We start from the raw sequence: 11619 nt of genomic DNA, 5'->3' as shown, positions 1-11619 counted from the left end.
TAAGTCAAATCAACTGCTCTTTCGCCTTAATCAAAAAGAAACTACCGTTACTTGTTTAAAATGTAATACCGTATAATCGTGATAAACCCAAAAACTGAAACTAAGAAGACAATCGAAACAATCAAATTATCACTTACAAAGTTCAAAATGCTGCCAATTTTCGGAATAGCAAAAACTTTTTTACCAATTACTTGCTTTTCACTTACTGGAACATCTTCTGCCTTGTTTGCATCTCCTTGCGTAATATAGTAGGTTCCTTTGGTCTCACCTAAATGATCCATTTTTTTCTTCACTCTATGAGTCAAGTAAGCTGAGCTATTGACGCTAGGTTTAAATGTGATAATATCTCCAACTTCCGCTTTATCTCCAGCGATATTTTTCACGATGATGATATCTCCTGAGCGAAATCCGCCTTTTTGTGTCTTAGGGTCTCTTGCAACCATCGAATCAGTCAAAACGCCAAAGAAACGATAGCCTAAAAGACTTCTATCTGAACTTTTACTTGTAGCAAATAAAATCGATCCTATAACCATGAATGAAATGAAGCTGTAGAAAAAAAGATTAAATATATAGGTATACACAGGGTTTCTTTTTTTTGTTGGAATCGGTTTTCTTTCTTTGTGCGACCCTTTATGTTCTCTTTTCTTACCTTCAAAGGATGTTTTTTGGGCTTTATTGTTCATGTTTGGCTTTTGATTTCTAGGTCTTTTTTTCTTTGTTGCTTGTTTTGATGATTTTATGCGTGTTTCTTGTGTTTGTGTTTTCTTTTTTTTTCGTTGCCTATCCTCCATCTACCAAACCCTCACTTTATCCAAGATCATCTTGCTTCTTTTGTATAGTTCCATTCATGCTTATCGGACGCTCACACTACATGTTAAGAAAATCAGAATCATACCAGCTTTTCATTTTCAAAAGAAGAAGAACTTTCTTTAAGCAGTTTTTTTACTAAAGAAAGCCTCCAAAAAACTAATGATATTGAGAAAATCAACTAAAACGCAAAAAAGAAATACAGTCACGGACACAAAGCCCGTCAAACTGTATTTCTCGAGTGTTTCCTCTGAAAGAAGATGTTGGCATTTCATTTTTATAAAAAACATTAGTTTATTATAGAGGAAATCGAAAGTCAATATTATTTTAAACCTTTTTTCACTTTTTTTATCTTTACAATTTTAAATAACAGAAATATTTCAAAGAAGCAGGTGGTGACTATCCAATGTTATTTCCATGATACGTACTACTCTAAAAGAGCATTTTAATAGGTATGTCTGAAGAACCCAAGCGATAAATCAATTTTTCTTTTTATAATTTTATATAACATAATATCTTGACCTTCGATTAAAAAAATTAGATTTATAGTATATTTCATTATAATTAAATAGGGGTGTTTAGAAATGACGGTTATCGGCTATATGCGCGTCAGTACACAACAGCAGAAATTCGATTCCCAACAACAAGCTCTTGAAAGATATGGTGTTGATCTGATCTATAAAGAAAGAGAAAGTGGTCGAAAAACTTCTAGAAGTGAATTGAATAAGGCACTTGATCGATTAAAATCTGGAGATACCTTAGTTATTTTCAAGCTGGATCGTTTATCAAGAGGAACCAAACAATTATTGAATTTGTTGGAAGAGTTTGATCGGAAAAACATCCACTTTGTGAGTATTCAAAATAATATTGATACTTCCACACCAATGGGGCGTTTCTTTTTTACGATTATGGGCGCTTTTGCAGAAATGGAAGCTGAATTGATTCGAGAACGAGTGATCGCTGGCCTAGATGCCGCCCGTGAAAATGGAAAACAACTCGGACGTCCTCCCCGCACAAGAGAAGTACAAAAAGCATTAAAGTTGTATACGGAATCAGAACTAACTGTTCCTGAAATTGCTGAAAAATGTGATATTTCTGTCCCAACTATTTATAACCACATAAGAAAGCAGAATCTACGCAGAAAAGTCCACTAAGCTTTTTACAACCAATAAACCCTAAAAAGCTTCAGTCTTTCAGAATAAAAAATATATACATACGCCACCAAAAGCGTAAAAATATTCGGCATAAAAAAGTCAGCTTATCCCTACTTGATCGTTTCTCTCAAATAGTCTAAGCTGACTTTTTTCATATTTAACGCTGAGCACTAACCAATCAATTTTAACCCGATGACGGATAATAAGATGACTCCAATAAATAAAATTCTCCGCCAATCTCTCGATTCACCATAAAAAATCATGCCTAAAATCGCACCGCCGGCAGCGCCGATCCCTGTCCAAATTGCATAAGAAACTCCCATAGGTAGCTGCTTCATTGCTAAATATAAAAACAAAAAGCTTCCTGCAAACGCTAAAATCAATAACGCTAAAGATTTTTTATCCTTCATTTGATTAAATCGGTTGATCGAGCCAACGCCTAGCATTTCAAAAATTCCTGCAATAATCAAAAAAATCCAACTCATCTTATTTCACTCCCTTGTCACCTGTTACAAATTTCAATCCCATTACACCAGCTAGTAAAACAATAATCAACAGAATTTTACTCACATTGAATGCTTCTCCGAAAAATAAAATTCCCGCAATCACTGTTCCTGCTGTACCTAACCCAACAAATACGGCATAAGCCGTTCCGACAGGTAACGTTTCTCCTGCTTTGATCAAGGCATAAAAGCTGATCAATATAAACAATCCTGTCAGCAAAAAGTGCCACCACGTCGAACTGTGTTTCATACCGATGACCCACAATACCTCAAAGAAAGCGCCAATCATTAATTTTAACCAATCCTTACTCATGTAAATCCTCCTCAATTTGTAGACATAATGGATTTTGTTCAGTCTCGATTGAACGCTTGCTATACTCATTCAATCATTGTATTTTTTCTAAGAGACTGTTTTCAGCCGATTATTATATATCCGGCTTTTGATTTTTTTAAACAAATAAAAAAGCGTCAATCAACAATTCTATCTACGGCCTAAGAATTGTCGATCCACACTTTGACTCACACACTGCCGGCGCAGTGTATGTAAAGTTTTTATTCAATTGTTTAAAACTGATTCTCATTTTACGCTACATTTGTACTTTTGACAATAGACATTTTCTTTTGTTAGATTAATTTCTAATGAAACGAATCATCGATTTTCTGTGAAACTATTTTCACAGGTTAGAATTCTTGGAAAAAATACAACCAAATCATTCATAATACCTATTTTACTATTATGATGAAAATCTTTTCGTTCTGTAAAAAAGCTCATTTTAACATTAAAAATTCTTAAAAATTATAGATTACGATTTTGTAAATACAAAGAACATATGATACACTTATCACATCAAAAAAAGATTCTAAGTGAATCGGTTAACGTTGATATTACTTACTTTAGGCGGTAGTAATATCAACGTCTTTCTTTGTCTCTACAAATTATAACACACCAAAAGCTTTTTGAAAATATACATAGACCTTTGGTAACAAAAAAATCCAAATTGTTAATAATTTGGATTTTTTCTTGTCTTAAAGGTGGATTTAGCCCTATTTTATTAGGCTAATGCCCCCATTGGATCCCAAGGAGCTAAAACGACGGGCTCTTTTTTCCACGCTTCTTGTAATTCTGTCGATAGTAATTCTTTACGAATCACGATTTGGTAGGTATATTCATCCATCCAAGCATCACTCATGACGAAGAAGCCTTTCTCTCCGACTTTCTCGCCCCAGCTATTTTCAACTTTCCATTTTGTAGAAACGCCTTCGATCAAATCAACTCCAGTTAAAACCATTGCGTGGGTCATCAAGCTTTCTCCAAAATCCAAGCGTTCTGCTTTGGTCATAGTAAAATCGATGTCAAAGAGGTCGTTCACATCATAGGCATCTAAAGACATGATCCCACTGTCTCGCGTAGAAGATTGCCCCACATCACAGCCAAACCAAACTGATTCACCTTGTTCTAACTGAGCGATTGCCAATTTTTTAAATGTCGTCATATCGACATTAATATACTTAACCTCTTTACCTCCAACAACATTTCCCAACATTTCAACAGTATATGTTTGATTGTAGGGCTTATCTGCCGTTGGTGCATTGATCACACTTACATACTCATCAAGATTAACTCCTACATATTTTTCGTAAAAGGATTGTGGCGTCAACGCTTGATCCAAATGATAATTCTTTTCCTCATCACGGTATTCAAAATCAAAGCTGGTTGGAGGTGTTCCTAATGACACCGCTAAAAAGGTATAAACTTCTTCCAGCATTGCTTCTTTAGCAGCTTGAACTTCTGCTGCCGTCTTTCCATCATGAATCAATCCACGAAGAAGCGTTGCATCTTTTCTTAGTTTTTTATTTAAGTAGTTATTCAGATCACGAGAATTAGAGCTATTACTACTTTCCGGCATAGCTGTTTTAGGTACTACCCCATATTTTTGGAAAAGCGAAACAATCATATCCCATTGCCCGCCGTCTTGTTGAGGTGTCGTTAAAAGAAAAGCGACTTTGCGGCTATCGAGTTCTTGATCAGCAGTTGCAATGATATTTTCGTAAAAATAGTTTGATTTCTCATATTTATCCCAGAAAAAAGTATAATTTTGAGAAAGTTCAAAATCTTTTAACTTAAAACTGTTGATCATTTTGTGTCTAAATGTATTGAGCGCTGCAAACATCCAGCAGCGGCCGCTTTGCTTTTGATTCGCTACTTTTCCTGTAGCAAGGTCTATAGAAAACACAGGAACATTATTGATTTGTGCTTGCTGACTTTCCGCCGACGCACTAATACCATTTTTCACAACACTTCGTTGTAAGGCCTGTTGTTTGTTATTTTCCACAAATGTATCGTGGAATTTTTGAGTTACTTCCGGGTTGATTGCTGACATATCCATTCTTCCTTTCACTTACCATCATACCTATTTATTATATGCCTGTTTTTTCATTCTCACAAGTTTTTAATAAAAAATGATTGATTTTTTGCACCACCTGTATTAACATATATAATACAAAGGATACAAAAGAGGTGAAAACATGTTACTAGAAATAGATACACATAGTCCAATGCCGATTTATCAACAAATCTGTAACCAATTAATCATGGGTATTGCTACAAATGAACTCCAAGCTGGCGAACAGCTGCCATCTGTACGTCAAATGGCTGACGAGATTGGCGTTAATATGATGACTGTTTCAAAAGCCTATACATCATTAAAGGTGGATGGTTATATTTTGACAGATCGTCGTAACGGTACCCTTGTCGCAGACAACCAGCCTGCTACACCACAATTCCAAGAGTATTTTTCAAATAAATTGGATTTGTTATTGGCTGAAGCGGCTATTCATCAAGTTTCAGAAGAAGACGTTCAAAAAAAAGTGAAGCAAATCTATCAAAAATTTGAATACTAAAGGTGTGTTGAAAATGAATATTATACTATACGTGGCTCTCGTTAGTACTAGTTTCTTACTAGCTTTCACAGGCAGAATCCCTGCAAAGCCACATAAAAATGTTATCTTAGAAACAACTTTGCCAAAAGAAAAACTTCAAGATCCTCACGTTCTAGCAATCAGTAACTTATATAAGAAAAGACTGTTGCAATGGGCGTTTGTTTTTCTATTTCTTGCATTCCCAGTCCTTATGATTCCTTATGATTCATTGACGCTTCTTTATTTTTTCGTTATCCTTTTTAGCTTTATTGGCATCGGCTTTTATTTGGAAATTATTTATATTCGCAAGATGACCGCTTTGAAGGTTAAAAATAATTGGTTTTTGCCAACACAACCGATTTTAGTCGATACAAAACTTGTCGCTAATAAGAATCGGAAATTGATCAGCATTTGGTGGTTTTTACCTAGTTTATTGTTGACTATTTTAGGAGCTGCCTATTCATATAGAATCGCTGGTGAAAAAAATGGCTTCTGGCTATTTTTACTGATTGGTTTATTGTTGTTTGGACTTTTCTTGCTATTTTATTATTCTATCAGTCGAATGCCCGTCAAGCCACTAACGAGTGATGAAGAAGTTAATCAAAAAGTCAATGATTTGATGCGCTATCATTGGTCTGTTCTAATGGCCGTTTCAGCTTTAGTCATTAGCTTTCTTCCTTTTGCAGCAGGTCTCTCTATTGCATTACCCTACGAACAAATGATGGTGGTCAGCTTTGCCTTTTTCTTAGTGATTCTTCTCTTTGTCCTATTTACGTTTTACTTTTTATTTTCATTACGGAAAAAGCAGGATCAATTGATTTCTTTAGCGAAAGAATACCGTTATAGTGATGAGGATCAGTATTGGAAATATGGCATCTATATGAATCCAAATGACAAAAGGCTTCTTGTCCCAGATCGAATTGGTATGAATCTTTCCACGAACTTGGGTCGCCCTGCTGGCAAAATCATTATGGGTATTACTGGAATTTTGCTTTTTGTTATACTGATCGCTGCTAGTGTACCCATGATGATCAGCGACTTTACAACGGATCCTTTTCAACTTAGTACGTCTCATAATGGCATTCACTTATCGGCGCCCTTTTCTAAAACCAGAAGAATCGATTGGCAAGATATCACCTCTGTAGAGCTAGTGAACGAAGTCCCTAAAGAATCGATCCGAGTCTACGGAACAGCAACGGAAAATTATCTAACCGGCGAATTTCAAATCGCTGATGAACCTGCTTATCTGCTCGTATATCGTCACGAAAAACCGATTCTAAAAATAGAAACAGCCAATAAACTTTACTACTATACAAATAAAGACAGTAAACGAACAGAAAAATACTATCAAGATATTCAATCGATTCGCGGGAAATAAGAATAGCTCGAGACAGAAGCAGAAAGAGGTTATTTTTAAAAGAGACTTCTGCTTCTGTTCTCAACTGTTTTTTTACTTAGTTGTCTTCTTTTGATTGATTGTGTTTGCGGTCATAATCGTTCGCTATTTGTTTCTTTTTGATCTTCTCGACCTTAATTAAAGAAGAATTTTGCAGTTTTCTGATAAAAATTCTCTCTTTTCTTTAATTATTTTTTGACATATGCGCTCTGTATGATTAAACTAGTTTTAACGAAGAGGAGTGATGAACAAATGACTGTATTCAATTTAAGGAACTACCAACGTTCTGACTTAGAGGAATTGGTTGCGTTATTTAATGCCACAGTTCAAGCAATCAATAAAAAAGATTACACAGAACAACAAATTGAGCAATTGGTGCAGCCTGCACCTGACTACGACAAATGGGATGCTGTTTTAGCTTCGACTTACACACGTATCGTATTAGTTGGCACAAAAATCATTGGCTTCGGTAATATTTCTAAAGAAGGCTACCTTGACCATTTGTATGTAAGTAAAGAATGGATCGGTTATGGTGCTGGAAAATTACTGGCAAACGATTTAATCGATCACGCATTTGATTCCGGGGCAAAAGAAATTACTGTTCATTCTTCGCTTACAGCGAAGTCGTTTTTCGAAAAACTTGGATTCCGTGTTGTAAAACAAAACAATGACTATCGAAATGGTGTCTTGTTACTCAATTACTTAATGGTCTATCCAAAAGAAAAGTATATCTAGATTCTTCGATTTTTTTGAAGGAACCGGATAACCATTCCAATGCTTCGTGTTATTGGAATCAAAAAAACCACACTATTTTTGTGTGGTTTTTTTAGTATTCAGTTCTTACTAGCTATGTTACCTAAAACTGAGTGTTTCTAGCTGCTTTTTCATATCATGTACGTTTATACAGCTAAAATTCAAGCAATTTAATTCAAGTACATTGGCGTTTTAAGCAACTGTAAATTTTGTTTCTGAAAGTGACGCCTGTAACTCATCATTTGAGATTTCCCGCTCACTTGTAACAATTGCTGCTTTTTTCTCAAGATCGACTGTTGCATGTTGAACGCCTGTGATTGATTCAAAATTTTCTTTGACGATGTTTACACAGCCGTCACATTTCATGCCATTGATTGTTACTGTTTTTTCCATCTATAAACACTCCTTCTATTTTATGATTCGGTTGCTTAACGAACGTGGTGACACTGGCATTGACCAGGGATACAATTACAAGGAACGACATCAACAGCTGTTTTTCTTTTTTCCTGCAAAAGACTTTCCAGCTGATCAAGATCACTAAAGCTTAACGTACTATTCGTAATAATCGATTCCAGTACTTTTCCTACTTTTTTACTACAGACTTTTTCTAGCAGATCTTCTGAAAGAGCTTCGATACTTTTTTTCTCTTCTACTAATGGGAAGTAAGTAAACTTATTGCCATTTCGTTTTGTACCAAGCATTCCTTTTTCCACTAAGCGGCTCAATAGCGTCTTGACTGTTGTACTCTTCCACTCCATCTTTTCATTTAATATTTCTGTGACTTCTTTACTCGTCGTTTCTTGTGTCGTCCAAACAACGCGCATGATCTCCCATTCAGCATCGGTGATCGGTAGAGCTTTTTTCTTTTCTGACATAAAAAGTCTCCTTTTTAAGGTTATCCCAAAACAACTACGTGTGTAGTCTTAACATGAATTAATTTTAGCTCTTTTCTTTCGCTTTGTCAATAGGCTGCTCCTCAATCCGTTTACGTTTTCCTTAGTAGAGTTTAAGCAATGAATGCTTCATTTATCGGTCTATATTCTTACTTACGATCAAACAGTTCATTTTTCTTATTTTAGTAGAAAAGGTATACTTAAGTGTAATTTGGCATGATACGTTTTTTATCATTTTTCGGAAAAGAGGTAGCTATATGGAGACAAATGAAACCTTACACAGTACCAACAGCAGACTTTTTGGAGGAGCATTATTGTTGCTGCTTGGCTTTTACGGCTTGATGTCTTTTTCATGGGCATGGTGGGGACTTTTTATTGGTGGTGCTCTCGCATGGATTTTAGCTTTTGGAAGCAGTAGCAAACAGGCATTTAAAGCACCACGTAAATTATGGTTGATTCCTGCTGCTGTTATCAGCTATTTCGTGATCGGTATACTGATTGGTCTTCTTTCACAAGCGTTGGGATTTAATTGGGTTGCCAATCCGGCATCCGGCAACTTAGGAGCAATTATTTTTATGATTCCTTTTATGTTGATGGGAGAAGAATTATTAGGGATTGGCGTATTAGAAGGTGGTTTAAGTAAAGGGCTTTCTCTAACCGCAAGTACACTAGTAAGTGCCGTTGTTTTTGGTTTGCTTCATATTCCTGCTTATTGGGACGGCTCTTTCTTCTCTACACTCTTACACGTTCTATTATTGCAAAGTGTTGCTCGTCTGATTTTAAATCTCGTTTACTTAAAATCCGGAAGAAGCATTTGGGCTTCATGGATTGCTCACTTATTAATCGATTTGATTGCTTTATCGATTGGCTCTTAACAAGTAGATAACTAAAAAAGAAACAAAGTCAAAACGTAACGTCTCCGTTGACCTTGTTTCTTTTTTGTTATTTTGAGTACGTAGTATAAACCATATTATTTTTTACATATACATCTGCTACCGTTAATTTTACAGGTCCCTCAAGCTCGTTGAACAAAGGAATTCCTTTGCCTAAGATGGTCGGTATGGTTGTAATAATATAGGTATCGATCAAATTAGCTTCAACTAAAGGCGCAATGATACTGCCGCCACCTACGATCCAGATTGCTTCCCCTTTTTCTTCTTTCAGTCCACGAATCAATTCAACTGGATTCTGACTTGTAAAAATAAGGTTTTCCGAATCAGTCTCTACATGACTCGTGATGATGTACGATTGTTTATCTTCATAAGGATATTGATCTGGCAACAACTCATTGATGACTTGATCGTAGGTTGTTCTTCCCATGACCACTGTATCGATTTTTTCCATCAATTCTTGATAACTTGTCTCATCTTCAAGTAACTCTTCTCCACCGCCTAAAAAATCGATACTGCCGTCTAATTCAGCAATAAATCCATCCAAACTAACCGCAATATATAAAATAATTTCTCTACTCACTAAAATACCTCCCCTGCTTGAATCACTTTAGTCTATTCATTGTACCGTTTTCTGATTATTAGTCAATCTGTTTGTTTTGAACACGAAAACGCACTGAATTCTTTGTCGATCCTCAAAGAATTCAGTGCGCTATTTGATGACAGCGTCATAACCGTCTTGTCTAATGGCCTGTCGTGTTGTTTCCCCAAGACAATAGAATGTGGGTACTTTTGCTAATTTTAGTTCAGAAAAAACAGAGTAGAAACGCCGCCACAAAGACGGACTAGCGAAATAAACCGCAGCAATCGTTTCTTTGTTCAAGCAATTATATAGCGTTTGTTTGCTGTCTTTTGGAAAAAAATTGTCATAAAGAATCGGTGTGTAAAGAATATGTCCTTGTGCTTTTAAAAGTGATTCACCAGCAGTGTCAGCCAGATTACTTTTAGGATAGAAAATGACCACAGGATCTGAATAACATTGAGACCACGAGTGAAACAGACTTTTTTTAGTTGCGCTTGGTGCTGAAAATGCTGCTGTCAGATGATTCGCTAACAAGACCTGCTCTGTTTTCGTTCCAATGACCGCTATTTTTTTTGATTCTAATTGCTCGATCAATCCATGATTCAACGCCTGTTCAAGCAAAAAGGTTGCCGCATGCTGACTGGTCAAAAAGAGCCAATCACACTCATTTAACTCAAATTCAAATGGTACATTCTTTTGTCTTGGCTTTAATCCAATCAATGGGATTTCAAGCACTTCAAAGCCTTTGCCCTCAAAATATTCTCGATCGTCCGCATTGTCTTCCAGCATACGTGTTAAGAGAATTTTTTTCATAGTGCTGCCTGATCCATTCTGTTCAAGAGTCTTTTGGCAACAACTTGACCTATACCTTCTATTTCCTGCACACTGATTGTTTCAGTAAACGATCGTTGCAATGCTTTATCTCCCAAGAAACCAGAAAATTGATAACCAGTGTCAAGCTTAGCCGCATATGCCCCGATAGGAATATCACAATTTCCATTTAATTCAGCTAAAAACGCCCGTTCCTCCAGCACTAATTTTCGGGTCAGCGAATCATCAACAAGTTTCAAAAATTCGTTCATCTCTAGATCGTCACTGCGACATTCCACTGCCAGTGCGCCTTGACCAACAGCTGGTATGCACTGTTCACTGCTTAGATGAATATATGGATACGCTGGCTCTTCAAACCAGTTTAGACGTTTTAATCCAGCTGTTGCCAACACAATAGCATCTAGCTGTTTTTCTTCCATGCGTTTCAAACGAGTACCGACATTTCCTCGGATTGATTCTACTTGGAAATCGTCACGCAGATTTTTCATCTGAAATTCTCTTCGTAAGCTGCTTGTTCCGATTCTTGCTTGATAAGGTAACGTTTGTAAAGAAGTTGCCTCACGAAAAATCAAACAATCCGTTGGATCACTTCTTTCAGGCAATGCAGCTAATGTCAAACCATCAGCGATTTTTGCAGGCATGTCTTTTAAACTATGAACCGCAAAATCGATCGATCCAGCTAACAAAGCTTGCTCAACCTCATTGATAAATAAACCCTTGCCGCCAATTTTAGATAAACTGACGGAAAGTAATTGGTCTCCTTTGGTAGTCATAGGCACAATTTCAAAAGCAAACTCCCCATGAACTGCTTGTAATAACTCTAATACGATCATTGTTTGCTTCATAGCTAAAGGACTATTTCTAGTACCGACCCGGACGGTTTTCATTTT

14 protein-coding genes are annotated in these 11619 nt (G+C 36.3%); 5 read left to right on the top strand and 9 right to left on the bottom strand.

Annotated features, from left to right (window positions below; genetic code table 11):
* Positions 1-47: 47 nt before the first annotated feature.
* Positions 48-791 carry a signal peptidase I gene (locus BCR25_RS17255; protein ID WP_069664853.1) on the bottom strand — a complete coding sequence of 248 codons (744 nt, stop codon included), beginning with the start codon at positions 789-791 and terminating at the stop codon, positions 48-50.
* A 600-nt stretch (positions 792-1391) separates the two neighbouring features.
* On the opposite strand from BCR25_RS17255, the gene BCR25_RS17250 reads away from it, so the two are divergent.
* A complete protein-coding gene (locus BCR25_RS17250) occupies positions 1392-1961 on the top strand; it encodes a recombinase family protein (protein ID WP_069664852.1) in 570 nt (189 codons plus the stop codon).
* Positions 1962-2131: 170 nt separating this feature from the next.
* On the opposite strand, the gene BCR25_RS17245 is transcribed toward BCR25_RS17250, so the two are convergent.
* The 3 genes from BCR25_RS17245 to BCR25_RS17235 form a co-directional block, all read right to left on the bottom strand.
* On the bottom strand, positions 2132-2446 hold the full coding sequence (locus BCR25_RS17245) for a DMT family transporter (protein ID WP_069664851.1): 315 nt from the start codon (positions 2444-2446) through the stop codon (positions 2132-2134).
* Between the two features lies 1 nt (position 2447).
* Positions 2448-2777, bottom strand: a complete 330-nt coding sequence (locus tag BCR25_RS17240; RefSeq protein WP_069664850.1) for a DMT family transporter — start codon at positions 2775-2777, stop codon at positions 2448-2450.
* Positions 2778-3516: 739 nt separating this feature from the next.
* Positions 3517-4845 carry a C1 family peptidase gene (locus BCR25_RS17235; protein WP_069664849.1) on the bottom strand — a complete coding sequence of 443 codons (1329 nt, stop codon included), beginning with the start codon at positions 4843-4845 and terminating at the stop codon, positions 3517-3519.
* A 145-nt stretch (positions 4846-4990) separates the two neighbouring features.
* On the opposite strand from BCR25_RS17235, the gene BCR25_RS17230 reads away from it, so the two are divergent.
* The 3 genes from BCR25_RS17230 to BCR25_RS17220 all read left to right on the top strand — a co-directional run bounded on the left by BCR25_RS17230 (position 4991) and on the right by BCR25_RS17220 (position 7514).
* Positions 4991-5365, top strand: a complete 375-nt coding sequence (locus tag BCR25_RS17230; protein ID WP_069664848.1) for a GntR family transcriptional regulator — start codon at positions 4991-4993, stop codon at positions 5363-5365.
* Positions 5366-5378: 13 nt separating this feature from the next.
* Positions 5379-6761, top strand: a complete 1383-nt coding sequence (locus tag BCR25_RS17225; RefSeq protein ID WP_069664847.1) for a PH domain-containing protein — start codon at positions 5379-5381, stop codon at positions 6759-6761.
* Between the two features lie 270 nt (positions 6762-7031).
* Positions 7032-7514, top strand: coding sequence for a GNAT family N-acetyltransferase (locus BCR25_RS17220; protein ID WP_069664846.1), 483 nt, complete (start codon positions 7032-7034; stop codon positions 7512-7514).
* A 210-nt stretch (positions 7515-7724) separates the two neighbouring features.
* Here BCR25_RS17220 and BCR25_RS17215 read toward each other — a convergent pair whose 3' ends face one another.
* Together BCR25_RS17215 and BCR25_RS17210 are read right to left on the bottom strand one after the other, a co-directional pair.
* A complete protein-coding gene (locus BCR25_RS17215) occupies positions 7725-7925 on the bottom strand; it encodes a heavy-metal-associated domain-containing protein (protein WP_069664845.1) in 201 nt (66 codons plus the stop codon).
* A 35-nt stretch (positions 7926-7960) separates the two neighbouring features.
* Positions 7961-8407 (bottom strand): CopY/TcrY family copper transport repressor, encoded by a 447-nt coding sequence (locus BCR25_RS17210; protein ID WP_069664844.1) that lies wholly within the window; start codon positions 8405-8407, stop codon positions 7961-7963.
* A 275-nt stretch (positions 8408-8682) separates the two neighbouring features.
* On the opposite strand from BCR25_RS17210, the gene BCR25_RS17205 reads away from it, so the two are divergent.
* A complete protein-coding gene (locus BCR25_RS17205) occupies positions 8683-9300 on the top strand; it encodes a CPBP family intramembrane glutamic endopeptidase (RefSeq protein ID WP_069664843.1) in 618 nt (205 codons plus the stop codon).
* A gap of 67 nt (positions 9301-9367) precedes the next feature.
* On the opposite strand, the gene BCR25_RS17200 is transcribed toward BCR25_RS17205, so the two are convergent.
* The 3 genes from BCR25_RS17200 to hemC form a co-directional block, all read right to left on the bottom strand.
* Positions 9368-9898 carry a dihydrofolate reductase family protein gene (locus tag BCR25_RS17200; RefSeq protein ID WP_069664842.1) on the bottom strand — a complete coding sequence of 177 codons (531 nt, stop codon included), beginning with the start codon at positions 9896-9898 and terminating at the stop codon, positions 9368-9370.
* 129 nt (positions 9899-10027) lie between these two features.
* On the bottom strand, positions 10028-10711 hold the full coding sequence (locus tag BCR25_RS17195) for a uroporphyrinogen-III synthase (protein ID WP_069664841.1): 684 nt from the start codon (positions 10709-10711) through the stop codon (positions 10028-10030).
* The gene (hemC, locus tag BCR25_RS17190; RefSeq protein WP_069664840.1) at positions 10708-11616 is read right to left on the bottom strand and encodes a hydroxymethylbilane synthase; all 909 of its coding nucleotides are present in this window, start codon (positions 11614-11616) and stop codon (positions 10708-10710) included. The genes BCR25_RS17195 and hemC overlap by 4 nt, the downstream gene beginning before the upstream one ends.
* Positions 11617-11619: the final 3 nt, after the last annotated feature.

The sequence above is a fragment of the Enterococcus termitis genome (assembly GCF_001730305.1).
GTDB classification, from domain to species: domain Bacteria; phylum Bacillota; class Bacilli; order Lactobacillales; family Enterococcaceae; genus Enterococcus_L; species Enterococcus_L termitis.
The sequence above is the reverse complement of the archived record's forward strand: the minus strand, read 5'-3'. Positions and strand labels throughout refer to the sequence as shown.

Bases quoted from the DNA above. Each gene is read 5' to 3' on its own strand.
- BCR25_RS17255 (WP_069664853.1), bottom strand. From the start codon at position 791: ATGGAGGATAGGCAACGAAAAAAAAAGAAAACACAAACACAAGAAACA.
- BCR25_RS17250 (WP_069664852.1), top strand. From the start codon at position 1,392: ATGACGGTTATCGGCTATATGCGCGTCAGTACACAACAGCAGAAATTC.
- BCR25_RS17245 (WP_069664851.1), bottom strand. From the start codon at position 2,446: ATGAGTTGGATTTTTTTGATTATTGCAGGAATTTTTGAAATGCTAGGC.
- BCR25_RS17240 (WP_069664850.1), bottom strand. From the start codon at position 2,777: ATGAGTAAGGATTGGTTAAAATTAATGATTGGCGCTTTCTTTGAGGTA.
- BCR25_RS17235 (WP_069664849.1), bottom strand. From the start codon at position 4,845: ATGTCAGCAATCAACCCGGAAGTAACTCAAAAATTCCACGATACATTT.
- BCR25_RS17230 (WP_069664848.1), top strand. From the start codon at position 4,991: ATGTTACTAGAAATAGATACACATAGTCCAATGCCGATTTATCAACAA.
- BCR25_RS17225 (WP_069664847.1), top strand. From the start codon at position 5,379: ATGAATATTATACTATACGTGGCTCTCGTTAGTACTAGTTTCTTACTA.
- BCR25_RS17220 (WP_069664846.1), top strand. From the start codon at position 7,032: ATGACTGTATTCAATTTAAGGAACTACCAACGTTCTGACTTAGAGGAA.
- BCR25_RS17215 (WP_069664845.1), bottom strand. From the start codon at position 7,925: ATGGAAAAAACAGTAACAATCAATGGCATGAAATGTGACGGCTGTGTA.
- BCR25_RS17210 (WP_069664844.1), bottom strand. From the start codon at position 8,407: ATGTCAGAAAAGAAAAAAGCTCTACCGATCACCGATGCTGAATGGGAG.
- BCR25_RS17205 (WP_069664843.1), top strand. From the start codon at position 8,683: ATGGAGACAAATGAAACCTTACACAGTACCAACAGCAGACTTTTTGGA.
- BCR25_RS17195 (WP_069664841.1), bottom strand. From the start codon at position 10,711: ATGAAAAAAATTCTCTTAACACGTATGCTGGAAGACAATGCGGACGAT.
- hemC (WP_069664840.1), bottom strand. From the start codon at position 11,616: ATGAAAACCGTCCGGGTCGGTACTAGAAATAGTCCTTTAGCTATGAAG.